At 38.8% G+C, this 18,012-nt stretch carries 25 protein-coding genes; 4 read left to right on the top strand and 21 right to left on the bottom strand.

Going from position 1 to position 18,012, the window contains the following annotated elements:
- The 10 genes from WMO25_RS05145 to drt2 all read right to left on the bottom strand — a co-directional run.
- Positions 1–576, bottom strand: a 576-nt coding sequence (locus WMO25_RS05145) for a class I SAM-dependent methyltransferase (RefSeq protein ID WP_349084430.1), incomplete at its 3' end; no start/stop codon positions are given.
- 17 nt (positions 577–593) lie between these two features.
- Entirely contained in the window at positions 594–2,612 is a 2,019-nt protein-coding gene (locus tag WMO25_RS05140; RefSeq protein WP_349084428.1) for an RNA-directed DNA polymerase, read from the bottom strand.
- A 161-nt stretch (positions 2,613–2,773) separates the two neighbouring features.
- Complete coding sequence (locus tag WMO25_RS05135) at positions 2,774–4,090, bottom strand: reverse transcriptase domain-containing protein (protein WP_349084426.1); 1,317 nt, start codon at positions 4,088–4,090, stop codon at positions 2,774–2,776.
- Between the two features lie 205 nt (positions 4,091–4,295).
- Complete coding sequence (locus WMO25_RS05130) at positions 4,296–4,502, bottom strand: BrxA family protein (RefSeq protein WP_205840008.1); 207 nt, start codon at positions 4,500–4,502, stop codon at positions 4,296–4,298.
- Positions 4,503–4,513: 11 nt separating this feature from the next.
- Positions 4,514–4,741, bottom strand: coding sequence for a helix-turn-helix domain-containing protein (locus WMO25_RS05125; RefSeq protein WP_154433231.1), 228 nt, complete (start codon positions 4,739–4,741; stop codon positions 4,514–4,516).
- Positions 4,742–5,010: 269 nt separating this feature from the next.
- Complete coding sequence (locus WMO25_RS05120; protein WP_349084423.1) at positions 5,011–5,667, bottom strand: GNAT family N-acetyltransferase; 657 nt, start codon at positions 5,665–5,667, stop codon at positions 5,011–5,013.
- Positions 5,651–5,902 carry a hypothetical protein gene (locus WMO25_RS05115; RefSeq protein ID WP_349084422.1) on the bottom strand — a complete coding sequence of 84 codons (252 nt, stop codon included), beginning with the start codon at positions 5,900–5,902 and terminating at the stop codon, positions 5,651–5,653. Before WMO25_RS05115 ends, WMO25_RS05120 begins: the two co-directional genes overlap by 17 nt.
- Positions 5,903–5,923: 21 nt before the next feature.
- A complete protein-coding gene (locus tag WMO25_RS05110; RefSeq protein ID WP_349084420.1) occupies positions 5,924–6,358 on the bottom strand; it encodes a single-stranded DNA-binding protein in 435 nt (144 codons plus the stop codon).
- On the bottom strand, positions 6,351–6,695 hold the full coding sequence (locus WMO25_RS05105) for an HIRAN domain-containing protein (RefSeq protein ID WP_349084418.1): 345 nt from the start codon (positions 6,693–6,695) through the stop codon (positions 6,351–6,353). The genes WMO25_RS05110 and WMO25_RS05105 overlap by 8 nt, the downstream gene beginning before the upstream one ends.
- A 280-nt stretch (positions 6,696–6,975) precedes the next feature.
- Complete coding sequence (gene drt2, locus WMO25_RS05100) at positions 6,976–8,265, bottom strand: antiviral reverse transcriptase Drt2 (RefSeq protein ID WP_349084416.1); 1,290 nt, start codon at positions 8,263–8,265, stop codon at positions 6,976–6,978.
- Between the two features lie 174 nt (positions 8,266–8,439).
- On the opposite strand from drt2, the gene WMO25_RS05095 reads away from it, so the two are divergent.
- From WMO25_RS05095 to WMO25_RS05085, 3 genes are all read left to right on the top strand, one after another.
- Complete coding sequence (locus WMO25_RS05095; protein ID WP_349084414.1) at positions 8,440–8,571, top strand: hypothetical protein; 132 nt, start codon at positions 8,440–8,442, stop codon at positions 8,569–8,571.
- 344 nt (positions 8,572–8,915) lie between these two features.
- A complete protein-coding gene (locus tag WMO25_RS05090; protein ID WP_349084412.1) occupies positions 8,916–9,245 on the top strand; it encodes a MobC family plasmid mobilization relaxosome protein in 330 nt (109 codons plus the stop codon).
- Complete coding sequence (locus WMO25_RS05085; RefSeq protein ID WP_349084410.1) at positions 9,206–10,585, top strand: relaxase/mobilization nuclease domain-containing protein; 1,380 nt, start codon at positions 9,206–9,208, stop codon at positions 10,583–10,585. Before WMO25_RS05090 ends, WMO25_RS05085 begins: the two co-directional genes overlap by 40 nt.
- Before the next feature lie 77 nt (positions 10,586–10,662).
- Here the strand turns inward: WMO25_RS05085 and WMO25_RS05080 are convergent, their stop codons facing one another.
- The 7 genes from WMO25_RS05080 to WMO25_RS05050 form a co-directional block, all read right to left on the bottom strand.
- Complete coding sequence (locus WMO25_RS05080; protein WP_349084409.1) at positions 10,663–11,403, bottom strand: MerR family transcriptional regulator; 741 nt, start codon at positions 11,401–11,403, stop codon at positions 10,663–10,665.
- Between the two features lie 182 nt (positions 11,404–11,585).
- Positions 11,586–11,792 carry a hypothetical protein gene (locus WMO25_RS05075; protein WP_349084407.1) on the bottom strand — a complete coding sequence of 69 codons (207 nt, stop codon included), beginning with the start codon at positions 11,790–11,792 and terminating at the stop codon, positions 11,586–11,588.
- A 15-nt stretch (positions 11,793–11,807) separates the two neighbouring features.
- Positions 11,808–12,278, bottom strand: a complete 471-nt coding sequence (locus tag WMO25_RS05070) for a flavodoxin (RefSeq protein WP_349084405.1) — start codon at positions 12,276–12,278, stop codon at positions 11,808–11,810.
- A 9-nt stretch (positions 12,279–12,287) separates the two neighbouring features.
- Entirely contained in the window at positions 12,288–12,617 is a 330-nt protein-coding gene (locus WMO25_RS05065; protein ID WP_235249073.1) for an antibiotic biosynthesis monooxygenase family protein, read from the bottom strand.
- Between the two features lie 18 nt (positions 12,618–12,635).
- Entirely contained in the window at positions 12,636–13,403 is a 768-nt protein-coding gene (locus tag WMO25_RS05060; RefSeq protein ID WP_349084403.1) for a carboxymuconolactone decarboxylase family protein, read from the bottom strand.
- A gap of 27 nt (positions 13,404–13,430) precedes the next feature.
- On the bottom strand, positions 13,431–13,973 hold the full coding sequence (locus WMO25_RS05055; protein ID WP_349084401.1) for a flavodoxin family protein: 543 nt from the start codon (positions 13,971–13,973) through the stop codon (positions 13,431–13,433).
- Between the two features lies 1 nt (position 13,974).
- Positions 13,975–14,973 carry an alpha/beta hydrolase gene (locus WMO25_RS05050; RefSeq protein WP_349084400.1) on the bottom strand — a complete coding sequence of 333 codons (999 nt, stop codon included), beginning with the start codon at positions 14,971–14,973 and terminating at the stop codon, positions 13,975–13,977.
- A 120-nt stretch (positions 14,974–15,093) separates the two neighbouring features.
- Here WMO25_RS05050 and WMO25_RS05045 point away from each other — a divergent pair, with 120 nt between their 5' ends.
- Positions 15,094–15,531: a MerR family transcriptional regulator gene (locus WMO25_RS05045; RefSeq protein ID WP_235249069.1), complete on the top strand. Its 438-nt coding sequence runs from the start codon at positions 15,094–15,096 to the stop codon at positions 15,529–15,531.
- A gap of 354 nt (positions 15,532–15,885) precedes the next feature.
- Here WMO25_RS05045 and WMO25_RS05040 read toward each other — a convergent pair whose 3' ends face one another.
- From WMO25_RS05040 to WMO25_RS05025, 4 genes are all read right to left on the bottom strand, one after another.
- Positions 15,886–16,209, bottom strand: a complete 324-nt coding sequence (locus WMO25_RS05040; protein ID WP_349084398.1) for a hypothetical protein — start codon at positions 16,207–16,209, stop codon at positions 15,886–15,888.
- 64 nt (positions 16,210–16,273) lie between these two features.
- A complete protein-coding gene (locus WMO25_RS05035) occupies positions 16,274–16,651 on the bottom strand; it encodes an SdpI family protein (RefSeq protein WP_349084396.1) in 378 nt (125 codons plus the stop codon).
- A gap of 111 nt (positions 16,652–16,762) precedes the next feature.
- On the bottom strand, positions 16,763–16,897 hold the full coding sequence (locus tag WMO25_RS05030; RefSeq protein WP_349084394.1) for a hypothetical protein: 135 nt from the start codon (positions 16,895–16,897) through the stop codon (positions 16,763–16,765).
- A 666-nt stretch (positions 16,898–17,563) separates the two neighbouring features.
- Positions 17,564–17,914 (bottom strand): DUF2200 domain-containing protein, encoded by a 351-nt coding sequence (locus WMO25_RS05025; protein ID WP_349084392.1) that lies wholly within the window; start codon positions 17,912–17,914, stop codon positions 17,564–17,566.
- Positions 17,915–18,012: the final 98 nt, after the last annotated feature.

The raw sequence follows: 18,012 nt of genomic DNA, 5'->3' as shown, positions 1-18,012 counted from the left end.
GAGTATCAAATTGAGCCACCTCTCATCACCCCTTCCTGGTCTGACATCGTCAGTGATCCAATATTCTTCTATCGTAAGTTCCGGAATCTTTGCTATGAATTCCTTAAAGGAAGCCTCAGTAAAATCTATAAAATACCGACCATTACGCACGCCTTCAAAATCACTGTATTTGAAAGATGTGTAAATCACGCCACTATCCTTCAATGCCATGCACATCTTACAGATAACCGACAATAGTTCGACCTTCGGCAAATGTAAAATAGATGAGCAAGCCCATATGCCATCGTAAGTACCCATATCATCCAATTCCTGAAACAGCATTTCTTTCACTTCAATACCGGTAAAAGAACTGGCCAACCGACAAAGTTCTGCAGACCCATCGATCGCTGTTACCTGATAACCTTTATCCAAGAAATATTTCGTGTCACGGCCAGAACCGCATCCAAAATCAAGGATAGCGGCTCCCTCATTCAACAAATGAAGAAATTTATCCTGGGCCAGATGCATATCAACATTCCGCGTATTCTCTATGAAATTTTCTGCATTGAGATTGTAATAATCAATTGTCTGGTCCATACAAATCTCCTTTTAAGTTACAAACTGCTCCAATATAAAGAGGCTAAATTCTCTTGATAATTCTTGAATATACTTCTTTCTTTGGTCTTGAATGTAATATTTCTTAAAAAGTCTCTTTTTTCCATATCCCATTCAAAAAATTGAATTGGATTATTTCTTAGGTAGTCAACAAATAAATTTCCAATAGTTTCACCAGGTGTATTATTGATACCGATTTTTAATATACTAAGCAAACCATCAATCCTAGCTTGCTCCGCCACTGTGATATGCGGAGACTTATTGAACACAATAACCCACCAAAATTCACGGTAGGTATAAACACTGTCTTTTTGAACAATTCCTTCCAACCATTCGATTAGTTTATTTCCAATAATGCTTCGTATTTCTGTATAATATTTTTTACTGTATTGGCTATACAATAGATATGATGCCCATAAGATGGGATCATCTTTTTCATGAAGTCTTCTAACAATATTAATTTCTTGTTTATACGGCACAGCAATGTTAGCCTGTCGGCAAAACATAATCAAATTTACAATATCGTTCACATTTGCTTTATCAAACACAAACGCATACCTATTCAATAAATTTTGAAGCTTATCCTGATACGCAAAAATATCAAACTCGTCTCTTACATAACTGATTATAGAAAGTAGTTTCTGCGTATTGTTATAATTCGGAAAAAAAGAATATCCATAAAAAGCTAGATCTAAAAAATTAAAAACAGTATGTTCCGAAACATCCTTCTTGAACAAAGACACCTTATCCTTATTACGAGAGACTTTATTTAGCAGCATTCCTAAAAAATAAGCTGTTATCGTTTTCATTTGAGACTCATATTTACAAATCAATTCATTTAATTGATTCATAATTGTTCTCTTGCTTGTTGCCAATCCACTTCCCTTAATTAAACATGGATTAACTTGTTCCTGTCCATCAGAAACTGCTTCCATGTAGGCTTTTCTTTCTTCACGATTATAGAATAACAATGCCGTCACTCTGTTAGTAAAAATATTAGTCTCATTTAACCAATCATCTAATACAAACGGCACTTTGCTCTTAAAAAGTTTGGCATCATTTAGTCTTAATAAATATTTTCTGGCCGCCTCTGCGTAAAGTTCAACAATATGATTTGCTATCCCCTCGGTCTCAGCAAAAATGAAAATGTCATCTACGTACCGGTACACATTATAGTGTTCTCCAGCATCATAACACTCGTTGAGTAGCATATTATACACATCTTTGTCTATTGCCTGAAGCAAAAGCTCTGCAACCATCCTTGAGTATTCTGGACCTACTACTATTCCATTCGAAGTTCTTGCATTGATATTCATTAATACTCTATCTATAGCTGTGTAGAGACTTCCATTTTTGAATTCTTTGGTATCATTGACATCTTTTCCAATAATCCAGTTGAACGTATGCGTATAAATACTATCAAAGCATGCTTTGTAATCTGTTCTAATAAAGAATTTGTATTTACTATTCAATATGAGCCATTCCTCTGAGGAGGTAAATGCTGCAATTGATTTATAAGGACCTATTTTGAAAAACATGCCCGTCTGTTCTATTATCTCTTTCCCCGTTTCTTCACTTAAATCACTAAAATATTTAATAACTGATCTATTCTTTGATTTATAAATCAAATCATTGTTCTTATTATGGAATCGGAGCGAAAATACTGAATTCTTATCTAATAAGGCCAACAGTTCTTTTTGATACACACTTACAAACAAGAATAATTCCATCGCCGCCATTGGCTGCAATAAACTAATCTCTCTCTCACTATGTAATTGCTTCATAATAGTGTATTTAAGTGGTGCCGTCACCCAATTGCTGCTTCCATTAAAGAGAACTTCCTTACCATTTTTGTTCTTTAATCGTATTAGTTCCCTTACGATATGGTTAATGTCCTTACTTCTATCTATCAAATATTCATAAAAGTATGCATATGTAAATCGGTCTGACAACTCCGTTGGCAGAACATCTGTCAGCATGTAATCCAATTGATTTCTTTTTATATTTGTAAGATCCATTGACTTCACCTCTAATTCGAATTATAATTTCAATGAATGATATATCGTTCAAGTAAAATCTTTGGAACTTTGGTTTCATAGACTTTACACACGTAAGCAGTACAAAGTACTTTCCGTAAGGTTATACGTTGTATAGGAGTAGCATCATCCTTGGGATGATGCTACTCTACTTTTATCAGTGCCAAATAATCAATCACCATTCTATAATAATCCTTGTCTTCGTTGCAGTACTCAGGGTTTAATTTTCGTATCCATTTTAAAAGTGTACTTTCTGACACTCCAATATTCTTCTCAAACATTATAGATCGGTTTCTTTTCATGTTTGATTCCAAATTATAAATGCTCTCTTCAGTTAAAGATTGCTTTAAGAAATACGGCATAACACATCCGTGTTTGCTTAATAACTTCACATATAAATTTTTCAAAAAGTCTTTCGTTTGCGGCTCTAATGCATCCATATGAAATTGTAATTCATTATAATTTGCAACGACACCCTTTTTGAGCCAATCATATGAACTGCTACCTATTGTTCTGGCAATCACAACACGCGATGAATAAATTTTCAACCTTTGTCGCAAAAGTTCAATATCTCCATCCTTTTTAAACTGAATAAAAGCTCTTTCAATTATCCCTGTATATTTTTTACGTTTTTTTTCTGCAATTCCGTATTTGAAACATATTGGATTTTTCCCTGTCACTTTTCGTATCTCAAATTCATAACCCAAAAAGTTAAATTTCTGCGATGTCGAAAGATTTCTTCTTGTAATATAAGAAAACTTTCCTGGTGACATATTAATTTTTACCGGAGAATCACCAAATACTTCTTGAATTGTATGCTGTATAACATTACAAAATTGATTTTGCGAAATATATTTATTAGTAATAAGAAGTATATCATCGACATATCGTTCATAAAAAAACATTCCATACTTAGATAAATGGGCTCTTATTCGTGAATCAAATTCCCTGCATACAATCTCTGTCAATCCATTAGACAAACATAACCCCGCATAGCAATACTTAAACTCTTCAATATACTGTTCTAAAATTTCTTTGTCCCATCTAGACATAAGGGATTCTTTGATATACCTGTCATATACATGCCGTGACAAAACACTATCGAAAAAAGATTTAAAATCTGCTCGAATAATCACAAAATCATTCATATCTTTGATGACTGGCAAAACATTAAAGAATACATTCATTATCCGATTTCTTGACGCATAACGAATACGAAAATTTCTATCAATCTGTTTTTTTAGATATTGACACATAACAGCTTCTGTAGATAAATTCGGATAACTATATACAATTCTTTTTTTCCCTTGCTGGGTAAAAATATCTTTTCTATAGAGCGAAAAATCATACAATTGATTGTCAATATTATCTTTGATATTATCAGTCAAAAGATCAATCTCTATTTCTGATTTCGAATAATCCATTTGACGAACAATATTTCTAATTTGATTTTTATCCATTATTTCCACTTCTATTTGCAAGCATTATTTGACGGATAGGGCAAAAGCGCTATACAATCGTCCTATCCCCAATTTGTCACTCAATTCCCAGTGCCTTAAACACCGCATCTTCTGCACTCTGATATGGAATAAGCTGGAATGCGCTCATCAGCTCTGGCGGAACAGTTGCAAAATCAACAAATGAGGGACTTGGAATGCAGTCTTGCTATACATGCCTTACAAATACCTTTTTAATCGTTTTTTCTGTTGGATAATGGAATAAGTTTTCATTAAAAACCTTTTCCATTATCTCTGTATTATTAACTCCTTCTTCTATCAGCTTTGCTGTGGTTCTCATTTCATAAAATAAGAACTGCTCACGAGTCAAAGATGCGGATCCTTTATAAGGACTGTTTAATTGTAAATTGGCCATCCCTGTTCCTCCTACTCTTTTGAAGAAGACTCTTCTGGCTCTTCTATAAATTCGACTATATCGCCTACATCACAATGCAAAGCTTTACAGATTTTCATCAGCACTTCCATGCTGACAGGTTCTCCTTTTGACAATTTCGTCACAGAAGCCCAACTCAAACCAGTCTCGGCCTGTAAATCTTTTTTCATCATGTCTTTATCAATAAGAAGCTTCCATAACTTTTTGTAACTTACATTCATATATTGACACCTCACGCATAATATGACGCATAGTAACACCTCTATTTGAAGTATATCATTGCTTCATCACATTCACAAGACTCATCTTCACAAACGCAAGAATGCATCCATATAAATGTAAAGATAATTCAGATGGGAAGAACCCTGCGGAACCAGGAGCAAAGAATAACAAATTCTATCCTTTTCCCTCAAGCGAGCGAAGAAACATATGTTCTTTATTTTCAAATACAAAGATAGCTGAGATCGAACAAACGATCTCAGCCACCTAATTACTTCAGAAGATATTTGTACTGCACAATATACCTTTCACTTGCAATCTTTTCAGCCTCTGGATTACGAGTCAAAATTTCTTCATACTCCTCTTTTAAACTTTCTTTGAGTTGCGCCAAAGCTTCAGCAAACTCACTTGGTTCTTTACCAATTTGTGTTGCACCAAGTTTCTCAAACAGTTTTTTACTTGGCTCATTATCCGAGTAAATTCTCACCATGAAATACTCTATCGGCATAAGTTCTAATACTCTTTTCGCAAACAGAGGGATGGTTTCATAAGCAATTTTCTGCCTGCGATATTTCAACAAAACATCCATCCCAATTTCGGGTTTATCTGAAGCCAAATGCTGCATAGTAATATTTCCAACATACAAGTTATCGTCCTTCAAGAAAACAGATACATAAATTGCATCGTCTTCTGGAAGTTTCTCCCAAACAAATTCAGCAAACTCATCGTAATCTACACCACTCATCTTTGAAGAAGTTTTTGCCACGATGGAATTCTCACGATATAACATTAAATAATTAGCTTTATCTTCCTCACACAAAGCCTTCAGAATATATTTATCATTCTGAGCAAACATTCCATCCTTAAAAAAGAAATCTTCTTTCTGCACTCTATCTCCTCTTCCATATCCACTAAAAATCAAACTCATCTGGATCCAGTCCTGCATCTTCCAGCACTTCTCTTCTTTCTTCCGGATCCATAAACTCTAACTCATCGTAATCAAGCCCTGCCTCAGCAAATACATCTGTTTCATCATCATCATTAAATGAATCAGCTTCTCTGCTCTTCATCATATTATCCATAAACTGAAACTGTGCAGCTCTCTCGAATGCATTCAAGCGTCCATCACGATTAAAATCAAACATCTTATCAAATCCAAACATAATTTATCCTCCCAAATCTGTTTATGAAAATGGCAATTCATCATCGATTCCATCTGGAATGTTCATAAATCCATCAGCATCTGTTGGGTTACTTACTGGTCTGCTGTAATTATTCTGACCGCCATTACCTGCAGCTGCTTTGCTTTCTGCAAACTCCTGCTCCTCAACAACGATGTCTGTTGTATAAACTTTCTGGCCATCACGATTCGTGTAACTGCCGGTCTGAATTCTTCCGGTCAATACAATCTTTGTTCCCTGGCGCAGATACTTCTCTGCAAATTCTGCGTTACGCCCGAAGGCAACACAGCCAATAAAGTCTGCACTCTGCTCACCGTCTCTTTTGAATCGGCGCTCAACTGCAATGGTATATCTTGCAACTGCAGTAGAATTCTCTCCGGCGCCATACCTTACTTCTGGATTTCTGGTCAAGCGTCCCATCAGGATTACTTTATTCATCGACTGCTTCCTCCATCTTCTTATGTTTGTTATCAATCAGACTCTTCTTACAGAGACTGCAGATCGTTCCGTGCGGAGTTACCAGGACAACCTTGGCCTTTGCAGTGTTACCGATTTTGTCATAGATGCGTCCGGCACTCATGCTCTCACCGATGACGGTGTGTGCGCTATTTGCCACATGTCCGATCTCACCGAGTCCTTCCATCTTTACAACGATGGCCTCTTTATCGAACTTGTTATCCGGTTCCTTCTTAAGTTTCAGTTTCATTCCCGGCTTCAGGAATTCGTTTCCGTGATAATACTTGGTTCCTGTCAGTGTGAAATAAATCTTACTCATTGCACTTCCTCCTTAGTCTTCCATGAATTCAAAATATTCTTTGTCGCTGGCAAATAAAATGTACTTGCCATCTACGTATCCCATGTATCCGTTGTTTGTAACATATCCCTTCATTTGCCATCCTCCTTGATTCCTTTTCTGATGCTACCAGTTTACAACAAATAGCTGTGCAAAAATCCCGACAGCCAACCGGTCTCCGGGCGCCTTTAATTGCTATTTAAAACGCTATTTTTTTAATAAAAAAACAGACTACCATTAATTGATAGTCTGCTCGATTTCTTTATTTACTTGTTCTTTTCAATGCCCTTCTTATCTTGGGAATATGATTTTTCAAATCTCTGTATATCAATTCGTCTTCACCAAATACTTCTTCTGCATGTTTAATATACGTAAAAAAATTACCGGGTTTTGCTTTGGCTCCATGAATAGAATATCTCTTGTACAAATTATCTGCCCCAGACAACTTCGGATTTTTTGAAATCGATTTTGCCTTTCTATACATCCGATAATAATATTTACTAATCGTTTTTGATCGGATAGATACACTTTTTCCATCAAATGTAAATCCCAGGAAATTAATTGCTTTCTTACTAGCATCTGCGTTTTCTAATAAGTCACGCCCAATATTTTTCACTGTTTCATCTGCAACTTCAAAAATCTGAGTTTTGTTCGGTTCAAGTTCTAGATTTGGAATTTTTTGCAAAATATCTAAAACAGTTTGAAACAATCCTATATCTGCTCTAGATGCAGGCACAATAACAATAAAATCATCACTATATCTCATATATGTGCCACCGAGCGACATTATATAATCATAAATTTCCTTATCCGCATCGATCATATAGATATTAGCAAGCACTGCACTAATAGGAGAACCTTGTGGAATCTGCTTTGATTTATTATTCTTCACAATATGACTTCTATTTTTACGATACTCCTCTTTTGAAAGAGCCACTTTTCTCTTGTTGAACTCTTTTTGATTTAGTCCAGTAATTGCAAGCAAGTCGTCTAATTCCCAACAGCTATATCTTGTAACATTTTTAAAAACAGCATAATGATCTGGTGGTAAAAAATCATATCCCATAACTTTGCACCACTGCTGTTTCAAATAGTGATGATCAAGACAATCAAAAAAGCCTGTAAAATCACCAATTAAAACCAAGCACTTTTTATTCTCTCGAATAAATTGAAAAGCTTCCTTAGCAATATGAATATTGCTTTTTTGTAAATCTGTTCTATACGCAACCGGTACAGAAGAAATTCCTTGTTCTTTAAGATAGCTGTTGTAGTTCTCGTTTAGCAATGCACTATAATATTGATAAATGCATCGATCTAAATGCGCCGCATAACATATTTCTCGCTTTTTCTGCTTGACACCAGTTTTCTTATCGTATTTGTTCATCCGCATAACATAATGGATGAATGGATAAAAGCTGTGTCGCGCTACTTTCTCTGGGTTTGTAACATATTCAGAAACCTTCGTAATATCTGTTCGTAAGTCAAAATGCGCATATCCCTTTTTACTTTTTGCAATCACTTTAGGATTCGAAATCCATGCCTTAACATCCATTTATTTTCCCTCTAATTTGCAATACCCATCGACATGGAGGATAGCGTTCCTTAGTCAATGGGTATACGTTCATTCTTAGTAATCTTTATGATAGGCAATGACCTATATTTGATTGCCAGCTATCCTGTAAATGCAATACTTAATTGTGTTACAATCAAGCAGGAGGACAACATTATGTTCTTAACCATCTTATTATTAGTCCTGACCGAACTGGTCATCTATACTAGCAGACAGTTTCAGACCGGCTCAGCTGAGCTGGTGAAAGAACTGTTGACAACAATCTCCAACCCTTACAACTACTTGTAAGGCAATTCATATTTTATCACATAACTCTTGTTTTTTCAAATTCAACTTTTCTCTAAGCAATGTGTCTAAACTACCCCAGACATTTTTGTATTTAGTAGTTGAGGGATAGAGAATAGCAAGGACAGGAAGTGTCATGACATTCCACTTCCGAGCATTCGCCACAAGACCGGGACCCTACCCAATCTTCACGCAAGCTACGAGCTTTGCGAAGACGGCGTGATTGTACATTGGAAGCTTGCTTACAACTGTACAAGTCAGGATGGCTTCATACGGCGACAGCCGTGACCGAGATGAAGCGAAGCGTAATCGAGGTGAAAGCTCTATCCCCCAGAAAGGAGATTTACATGGCTAACAGAACCAGAGATATCCCAATTCAGTTTTTTGTAACCGCTGAAGAGAAAAAGATGATTCGTAAGAAAATGATTCTGTCCAGGACAGCAAATATGGGAGCTTATCTTCGTAAGATGGCTATTGATGGAATCATCGTAAACACAGATACAACTTACCTTGAGAAACAATTTTATGAGATGCACAAGATTGGTGTGAACGTGAACCAGCTGGCAAGGCTTGCCAATTCCACTGGTGCTGTCACACCGGAAGAAATAAAAGAATTGAAGGGGATGATAAAAGAGATATGGCATATATTAAGATCTTCGGCATCAAATCTACAGTAAAGAAAGCTGTCGGTTATATCACGAATCCGGATAAAACCGATGACCAGAACCTGGTTTCTTCCTATGGCTGTTCACCGGAAACTGCCGATCTGGAATTTGCTATGACTGCAAAGATGGGAAAAGATAATGTGATGGAGAAGGGAGACAACCTTGCCTGGCATATGATCATTTCCTTCAAACCAGGTGAGATCACAGATTCAAATGTCGCTCATGAAGTTGCAACAAAAATTGCTGATGCAACGCTGAAAGGGAAACATGAGTATGTTCTTTCCACTCACGTTGATAAGGATCACGTCCATTGCCATCTGATTTTTAACGCAACAAATTATGTGGACTACCATAAGTATGTTTCCAACAAACGGAACTATCACAAGATCTGTAAGCTCAGCAATCGCATTTGCCGGGAATATGGTCTGGAAGAGTCCATGCCCACCGGAGAGAAAGCAAAATCATATAAAGAAAATATGGAGTACAAACGAGGAAACAGCTGGAAAGCAAAACTCAAATACAACGTGGATCGTGCCATCTGGTCGTCCGTTTCCTTTGATGAATTCCTGATGAAGATGAAAGAAGCAGGATATGAAATCCGGCAGGGAAAATATCTGGCTTTCCGGGCTCCTGATCAGAAACATTTCACCAATGTCAAAACTCTGGGAGCCTATTATACAGAGGACAGTATCCTGAGACGTCTGGCGAAGAATCGTCATAAGGCCCGCATTCCTCAAAATGCATCATTCAAAATAAGGATGTTTGTGGAGATGACTTCCTATGTCGCTGACGGCAATCGCCTCGGCTTTGAACAGTGGGCCAGAAAAAATAATCTGAAAGAGGCAGCCAAGACTTTCAGTTATCTTTCACAGCACAATCTATTGAACTATGAAGAATTCCAAAATCACATTTCTGATTTGAAGGCTTCCATTCAATCTACGGATGATCAGATCCTGCAAACACAAAAAGCTATTCAAAATCAGAAGATTATTATGAAGCACTGTGAAGTCTATCGTGCATGTCGTGATGTGGTTCGTGCTGAGAAGGATGCTCCGGACAAAGCACTCTACCGCATACAACATCAGGCAGAATATCAGTTGCATGATGTCACTTTAAAAGAACTGGCTGAGTTTGGTATTCACAAACTTCCGTCTTCCGAAAAGCTGCAGCGACAACAGCTGGAACTGGAAGAAGAACTTGTCTCTGCCAAAAAAGAAAAGCAGGATCTCCTGAAACAACAGAAGACCCTGGGCATTATCGAAAGCAATTATGAAACGATGCTTCGAGGTGCAGGCATCGATGTTCCTGATCGACAGCCTGGAGGCTTAACCAGGGAAGAAGTAATCTCATAAAAGCCAAAAAAGGCACCTCATGGAATGACTGACAACACTTCACTCCACAAGGTGCCTAAACTCTGATTTTTCGATAATTATTTTGTCAGAATATACGCTTCTATCGCTTCGTTAGCAAAGATTGCAGTGCCCTCGCCTGCATATTTATCAATATTGGCTGTCATGTCCCCGCCACCTGCATACATCTGTCCCAGACTTTCCAGAATCTCATCGGTACAGGTATAGTAATGCTCGGTAATATAGTTCTGCAGTTTCTTTACCAGGGCCTGTGCTTCTTCTGATTCCGGTTTCTTATTTCTGATCTTACCGAACTCCGCAAAGATTTCCATCATCTGAACACCAAGTACCTGTTCTTCTTCGCGGCTTCTTCCAGCTGACTTCTTCTCAAACTCTTTATAGGCATCGGTAGTTCCCCAGGATGCTTTTGCCTGGGCTGCATATTCATCAATTTTTCGTGTATCGAAAGCATCAAAACTCATTTTACTCATTTTCTGAACTCCTATCATCTTTATTCCACGAGCCAGATCGATCAGGTTTTCCAGATGCTCTTTCCGAAGTTCCAAAAGCTTTATCTGTTGTTCCAGTGCTTTGCTTCGATCAAACTCCGGATTATCAAGAATCGTTGTAATCTCTTTTAATGGAAACTGAAGTTCTTTGAATAACAAGATCATCTGCAATCGCTCCAGGGCCTTATCGTCATAAAGCCTGTAGCCTGCAGCTGTAACTTCCGTGGCCGGCAGAAGACCAATCTTGTCGTAATGATGCAGGGATCGTATACTCACCCCTGATAATTTGCTTACTTCATTTACCGTCATCATCAATATCAAACCTTCTTTCCTGTCGTGGTAAGTTCATAATAAGGTATGACATTATGTCAGGGTCAAGCATTATTTTTATTAATCACGAAATTTTCTTCCCCAAGCAAATATCTCTCATAATCCACACGGATCATCTCCTGCCCACCGATACGCTTCGCTGATTGAAAAGCCATATGGCCAGCTCATCCTACATGGCTGATCGTCCAATCACGATTGACCACATAGAGATTATTTCCCGGTCTGGCTGTTGGCTTTTTTCCATCTCCAAAAGTGAATCCCTCATTCTCTGCATCCTGCTTCTCTGAGCTTACAGCCGGAGCACTGTTTCCGCACGCAGTCATAGCAAAGAGAAGTACAAAGCAAAGGAGAACTGCCCATAACTTTTTCATCCAGAGTCGCCTCCCTTACAGCATCTTGATCAGGGCATCGATATCTTTATCTGTCGCACGATTCAGAAGCTTTCCTTCTACGATTTCTGCTTCAGGAGCGGATGGTTTCAGTTCTTTTACCGTGTTTCCAAAACCGCTGCCGCCGGAGGTTGCGAAGAGAACAATCTTCTTTCCGGCAAAATCATAGCTTTCAAGGAAAGTATTAATGATGGTTGGTGCCACATACCACCAAATCGGGAAGCCAACCAGAATAGTATCGTACTGAGATAAATCCAAATCATCTTTCACAATTTCCGGTCGGAAGGACTTGTTTCCCATCTCTACGCTACTTCTCGATTTCTTGTCCATCCAGTTCAGATCAGCCTTGGTATATGGAACTGCAGGCTTGATTTCATAGATATCTGCCTTTGCAGCTGCGGCCAGTTTTTCCGCACTCTTCTTTGTTACGCCACTTGCGCTGAAATATGTTACTAATGTTTTTGCCATAATTGTCACCTATTCCTTTATGAATTTCTTGTCCGAATCCGGTATGCCATCCTCTGATACATAACGCTCAACCTTCATATGAAGATTATACTTTTCTCGTAATTTCATGATAGTATTCATCATTGGAGATGCATGATGCATATCAATCGCTTCCTGATTTTCCCAGCTATCGATCAACAATACCGTTTCTTCATCATCTAACGGCGAAAAGTATTCATAGCGGAGATTTCCAGTTTCTTTCCTGATAGCATCCACCGTTCCGCTTTCTGTCATTTCCCTTGCAAATTGTTTTGCTGCAGACCCAGTCCCTTTATAATAAATATTTACAGTTATAGCCATTGCAATTCACCTTTATCATTAATCGAGCTTGCCATATTGCTCATCATCTACTGCTTCCAGCCACTCATTGGAGCCATCCTTGCCAGGCACTTCAATTGCCAGATGGCTGAACCAGGAATCCGGTGCAGCTCCATGCCAGTGCTTTACGCCTACCGGAATATTGATGCAGTCTGCCGGCTTCATTTCTATTGCATCCTTGTCCCATTCCTGATAGTAACCACGACCTGCCACGCAGACAAGGATCTGTCCGCCGCCCTCTGTTGCATGATGAATGTGCCAGTTATTTCTGCACCCCGGCTCAAAAGTTACATTAAAGATTCCAACCTGACTTGTTGATATAGGTGCAAGAAAGCTTTTACCAGTAAAATATTGTGCAAATCCATCATTTGGTGCTCCGATCGGGAATACCATTTCCTTTGCATGTGCTCTCATAGCTTCGTCTTCGTAAGGAAGATCACCTTCTCCTGTTTCCCATACTTCTTTAGCCAGGTTGAATACGGCCCAGCCCTTTGGCCATCCTGCATAGAATGCCACATGTGTGATCACTGCTGCGATTTCCTTCTGGGTCACACCATGGGCTTTCGCATTCTGCAGATGATACTTCAGAGAAGAATCCGTAATGCCTGAGGACATCAATGCAACTACAGTGATAATACTTCTTGTCTTTACATCGATATCCTGATTATTCCAGTTTTCTCCAAAGAGAACATCGTCATTATAATGAGCAAACTCCGGTGCGAATTCACCAAGAGCAGCTCTGCCTGCTGTCTGTACTATCTTCTTCATAATATCCATCCCCTATTTTTCTCATTTTTACAGAGCCTTTCCGAGCTCATAGACCCTCTTCATGATCTCTTCATGATTCAGAGCGTCATTCGCATCACCGATGCCGCCACCCGTTACGAGACCCTTGAGCTTGGCCTTTTCAAAGCAGTCCACCCAGCCTTGAAGACCGTTGTAGGCTTTTTCAAATGCGCTTTCCTCTTCCTCTGCGGCAGTTGCGATCATATAGATATCGCGGAAAGCATAATCCATCGGATACATCGGGTTCATTCTGTCCAGAAGCGTCTTCATCTGTCCGCTCATCTCGTAATAGTAGATTGGAGTTGCATAGACGATAACCTCGGCAGCCAGCACCTTTTCCATAATCTCTGCCACATCATCTGTAAGTACGCAGCTGCCTTTTGTCTGACAGGTCAAACATCCGATACAAAACTTAATGTCCTTTCCCTTCAGGGAAATGTATTCTACCTCGTGTCCGGCCTCTTTTGCTCCCTTTTCACATTCCTTTGCAAGAATGTCGGAATTACTGCCGCCACGAAGGCTTGTCGAAATAATAAGTACTTTCTTCGCCATCTTAACCTACCCCGTTTCCCTTTAAGAACTGCTGCATCTTGTCAAATGGAATGACTTTCAGGTTGTCATACAGATCTGTATGCACTGCACCCGGGATGGTGAGAAGTTCTTTGTTCTCTGTATATTTGCTGTCCTTGATCATAGCTTCATAAGCATCCTTTCCAAAGTAATAGCTGTGAGCCTTATCGCCGTGCATAATCAATACGGCACTTCTGATCTCATTGCTGTATGTAAGAATAGGCTGATTCATAAAGGACTGGCAGCCAAGACTATTCCAGCCTTCGTTAGAGTTAAGGCTTCTCGCATGGTAGCATCTTCCCTTGTAGTATTCGCTGTAATCCTTTACAAAGAATGGAGCATCTTCCGGTACCGGAAGTGGAAGACATCCGCCAGCTCTTGAGTATTCACCCTTTTTGTATTCCTCTGTTCTGAGGGCATTCATAGCCTGCTTCTTTGCAAATCTAGCCTCTTCACTGTCTTCTGAGTCGAAATATCCGTTTGCATTTACTCTTGTCATGTCGTACATGGTAGAAACAACAGTAGCTTTGATTCTGGTATCAAGAGCTGCTGTATTAAGAGCCATGCCGCCCCATCCACAGATACCGATGATACCGATTTTTTCAGCATCAACATTGTCTTGAACAGACAGGAAGTCCACTGCAGCCATGAAATCCTCGGTGTTGATATCAGGAGATGCCATATATCTTGGCTGGCCGCCGCTCTCACCTGTAAAGGAAGGATCAAATGCTATTGTCAGGTATCCTCTCTCAGCCATAGTCTGGGCATAGAGTCCCGAACACTGCTCCTTTACGGCACCAAAAGGTCCGGAAACTGCAATTGCAGGAAGCTCGCCTTTTGCATTCTTTGGTGTATACATATCAGCTGCCAGGGTAATTCCGTAACGGTTAATGAATGTCACCTTCTTGTGATCTACCTTGTCGCTTTTTGGAAAAGTCTTATCCCATTCAGCAACCAACTTAAGTTCTTCTGTCTTCATCATTATTTTTATCCTCCTTGCGGTCATTTTTCTTGAATATTACTGGAATATATCTTATAATGATCTTATCATACAACCTAAACCTAACTTTAGGTCAAGAACTTTTTTGAAGGAAGGTGCATCATGTACACGATTGGTCAGGTTTCGGAGATGTACAATCTCCCTATTTCGACTTTAAGATATTATGACAAGGAAGGATTCTTCCCTAATCTGATGAGAAAGGGCAATATCCGTTACTTCAGCGACGATGAACTGGAGGCTATCCGCGTGATTGAGTGCCTCAAACGCTCCGGTCTTGAGATCAAGGATATCAAGCAGTTCTTCCAGTGGGTTATGGAAGGCCCTTCCAGCTATGGGAAGAGAAAAGAGATGTTCGAGACCAGAAAAGCTGCCGTGGAAGACGAGATCAAAGCCCTGGAGAGAACCCTTGCTCTGCTGAAGTTTAAATGCTGGTACTACGAGACCGCGATAAAAGACGGCAATGAAGATGGCATCAATGCCATGCTGCCGGACAAACTCCCGGAAGAGATTCAGGAGCTTTACGATATTTCACATGAATAACCAACAACGAAAAAAGCCCACTGAAAGACCTGCTGTATAAACAGTCCTCCAGTGAGCAAAATTGTCACTTTACATCTCAGCCGGAGTCTCCGACTCCTCTTCCTCCTGCTGCGTAAATGATCTCGTAAGATACAATCAATACTCTGGCACCTGCAGAGGAGGGAGAATTCTTGCTTATTTTATGTTAAAATAATAACTCCGATACCAGTTACTGCAAATACAGCATTTCTAATTATGGATAATATCATATTACCCTCATCAGTGCACCAGTTGTTCTGAGGTAAAAAGCAAACAACAATTCTGACAAGCGCAGAACTCCAGATAATAATCTCTAATATCATTGGAGCCTGTATCTCATAAAATGTATATTTCCAGACATATAAAAAGAATGATATAAAATACCATCATCGTAATTGAAGAAATCTGAAGGCCTAGACCAAGCTGTCTCTTTATCTTATCATTACTCCCCTTCAAAGCTCTTTTTACTCTGAGAATCAGATGAAAAGCATCTCCACCACAAAGTGTTAATGTCAAAATTCCATACAGAATAAAAAGAATATTACCCTTTGAGAAAACGAAGAACAAAATACCTGCAATCAAATCAAAGGATAAATAACATACATCAAATATTGCCTCCATCAAATCAGGTACACGTGGTTTATATGTTTCGTTTGTCATACTGTTTCAATCTCTTCGTAAGACTAAAATTTGTAGAATCCTTTTAACAGATAAAATATCAATTTTATCTTCTAACGCCATTTTCATCAAATGTACGCTTAAGTGCTTTTTCTACCGGCACAATAGAACCAAGCAAGATAGCAAGCTGCACCGCTTCAACAATAAGGGTAACAATTCCTATAGCATCATCACCCGAATGTACAAATGGTATCTGCACAAGAATTGTAGGAATCAAAATTATTAACCCTAATTTAATCCATAATCTGCCACAGTAATCGTGTGCAAATGTCCATGTATCCTTATTCTTTTTTGACATTGTTGTTCTGTAACCAACTAATCCATTTATTTCTTTAGGCGGATTCTTATACATGCAATAACCACCTATAAGCATAATAAGAGGCATCAACAAATTGCATAAGAACATTGCTATAAAAAATCCCATGTATATCTCCTCCTTTGCGTGAAAATATGAATTTTAGATTTCAAGCAGGGTGGTAATAACCTCCCCACCATCAATCCTTGTTTTTCGTTTAGAAAAGCTGCCCTGGAAGCTTCAATTTCTCTTTAATTCAGGTGCTATGCAGATCGGTCCCATTGTCATAATTGGAATAGTTCTTCCATCATCTGCTTTAATTTCATCTTGCATGAACATATTTTGCCCTATGATTTGGCCATCTAATTCAATCACAACATCAAGTTCTGGTATAAAAGTCTCATCATTCCTAAGCCGATTTAACACATAATGTTCTAAACACCTTGGACGAAAAAACCTCTTCGAGATTCGCGATTTATCAATTGTATCATACCACAGATTGGTCCTCTACACAGATACAAAATAAGAACCCCAGCCTCCGACTAAATGATTTTCCCTCACTCGAATTATTCGAGAATCAGACACTGACCTTTGCCCACATAAACGGTATTACCAGACTCATCATAAATATCATAACTATCAAACCAAGAAAACAATCTCTGTTTGAATAACAGTTTCATAACCTCACCACTTTCTTCACTTAATCATAATAGGTTCTTTATGAATATTATAATACCAAGTTATTACGTTCTAAAAAATATAAATATTGAAGAATTAACCTGTCTTATTTCGCATATCAGGATAAAACATCATACTAAGAGCGCAAAAAAAGGAACAGTTCATATCTCCATGAGATAATCTGCCGTTCCTTCGCGTAATACTCTTTCTGTGCCTTCTTTGATTTCTTATTGATCGGAATAAATTTTTCCATCTCGTTTTCCTCCTAAATGGTTTGCAGAGGGAAGAAGAGCTAACCTTCCCCCTCTGTTTATTTAAGTTCTTTCAGTTCCTCCATTGTATATCCCATCGGATTAACGCTTTCTATTCCCTCAATATTTTCTCCATTGCCTTGCCTTTGGCAAGTTCATCCACCAGCTTATCGAGATACTGAATATCACGCATCAGCGGATTTTCAATATTTTCGACTCGAACACCACATACAACACCTGTAATCTTCTCCCGGTTCGGATTCATTGCCGGAGCCTGTCGGAAGAAATCGCCATAGGAAATCTCACTATCCATGAGCTCATCAATCTGCTGTGCGGTGTACCCGGTAAGCCAGAAGGTGACTTTTTCAACCTCTTCTCTGGTACGTCCTTTACGCTCCGCTTTTGCTATCAGAAGGCCATATACTTTGGAAAAGGACATGGCAAATACCTTTTCATTCTCCATGATTATTTGTCTCCATTACTTGTGTTTTTTGTTTTTCTTCGGTCGGTTATCCATGTACTCATGAGCCAGGATATCCTTCAGAACCAGCATGGCATCCT

Source organism: Coprococcus intestinihominis, assembly GCF_040096555.1.
In the GTDB taxonomy this organism is placed as follows: domain Bacteria; phylum Bacillota; class Clostridia; order Lachnospirales; family Lachnospiraceae; genus Coprococcus_A; species Coprococcus_A intestinihominis.
Note: the sequence above shows the minus strand (reverse complement) of the source record. Positions and strands in the feature narration are given on the sequence as shown.

Bases quoted from the DNA above. Each gene is read 5' to 3' on its own strand.
- WMO25_RS05090 (WP_349084412.1), top strand. From the start codon at position 8,916: ATGGCTAACAGAACCAGAGATATCCCAATTCAGTTTTTTGTAACCGCT.
- WMO25_RS05080 (WP_349084409.1), bottom strand. From the start codon at position 11,403: ATGATGACGGTAAATGAAGTAAGCAAATTATCAGGGGTGAGTATACGA.
- WMO25_RS05125 (WP_154433231.1), bottom strand. From the start codon at position 4,741: ATGAATGTAAGTTACAAAAAGTTATGGAAGCTTCTTATTGATAAAGAC.
- WMO25_RS05085 (WP_349084410.1), top strand. From the start codon at position 9,206: ATGGCATATATTAAGATCTTCGGCATCAAATCTACAGTAAAGAAAGCT.
- WMO25_RS05140 (WP_349084428.1), bottom strand. From the start codon at position 2,612: ATGGATCTTACAAATATAAAAAGAAATCAATTGGATTACATGCTGACA.
- WMO25_RS05055 (WP_349084401.1), bottom strand. From the start codon at position 13,973: ATGGCGAAGAAAGTACTTATTATTTCGACAAGCCTTCGTGGCGGCAGT.
- WMO25_RS05115 (WP_349084422.1), bottom strand. From the start codon at position 5,902: ATGTTTGGATTTGATAAGATGTTTGATTTTAATCGTGATGGACGCTTG.
- WMO25_RS05075 (WP_349084407.1), bottom strand. From the start codon at position 11,792: ATGAAAAAGTTATGGGCAGTTCTCCTTTGCTTTGTACTTCTCTTTGCT.
- WMO25_RS05130 (WP_205840008.1), bottom strand. From the start codon at position 4,502: ATGGCCAATTTACAATTAAACAGTCCTTATAAAGGATCCGCATCTTTG.
- WMO25_RS05025 (WP_349084392.1), bottom strand. From the start codon at position 17,914: ATGGAGAATGAAAAGGTATTTGCCATGTCCTTTTCCAAAGTATATGGC.
- WMO25_RS05060 (WP_349084403.1), bottom strand. From the start codon at position 13,403: ATGAAGAAGATAGTACAGACAGCAGGCAGAGCTGCTCTTGGTGAATTC.
- WMO25_RS05070 (WP_349084405.1), bottom strand. From the start codon at position 12,278: ATGGCAAAAACATTAGTAACATATTTCAGCGCAAGTGGCGTAACAAAG.
- WMO25_RS05040 (WP_349084398.1), bottom strand. From the start codon at position 16,209: ATGACAAACGAAACATATAAACCACGTGTACCTGATTTGATGGAGGCA.
- WMO25_RS05050 (WP_349084400.1), bottom strand. From the start codon at position 14,973: ATGATGAAGACAGAAGAACTTAAGTTGGTTGCTGAATGGGATAAGACT.
- drt2 (WP_349084416.1), bottom strand. From the start codon at position 8,265: ATGGATGTTAAGGCATGGATTTCGAATCCTAAAGTGATTGCAAAAAGT.
- WMO25_RS05105 (WP_349084418.1), bottom strand. From the start codon at position 6,695: ATGAGTAAGATTTATTTCACACTGACAGGAACCAAGTATTATCACGGA.
- WMO25_RS05135 (WP_349084426.1), bottom strand. From the start codon at position 4,090: ATGGATAAAAATCAAATTAGAAATATTGTTCGTCAAATGGATTATTCG.
- WMO25_RS05045 (WP_235249069.1), top strand. From the start codon at position 15,094: ATGTACACGATTGGTCAGGTTTCGGAGATGTACAATCTCCCTATTTCG.
- WMO25_RS05095 (WP_349084414.1), top strand. From the start codon at position 8,440: ATGTTCTTAACCATCTTATTATTAGTCCTGACCGAACTGGTCATCTAT.
- WMO25_RS05120 (WP_349084423.1), bottom strand. From the start codon at position 5,667: ATGAGTTTGATTTTTAGTGGATATGGAAGAGGAGATAGAGTGCAGAAA.
- WMO25_RS05035 (WP_349084396.1), bottom strand. From the start codon at position 16,651: ATGGGATTTTTTATAGCAATGTTCTTATGCAATTTGTTGATGCCTCTT.
- WMO25_RS05065 (WP_235249073.1), bottom strand. From the start codon at position 12,617: ATGGCTATAACTGTAAATATTTATTATAAAGGGACTGGGTCTGCAGCA.
- WMO25_RS05110 (WP_349084420.1), bottom strand. From the start codon at position 6,358: ATGAATAAAGTAATCCTGATGGGACGCTTGACCAGAAATCCAGAAGTA.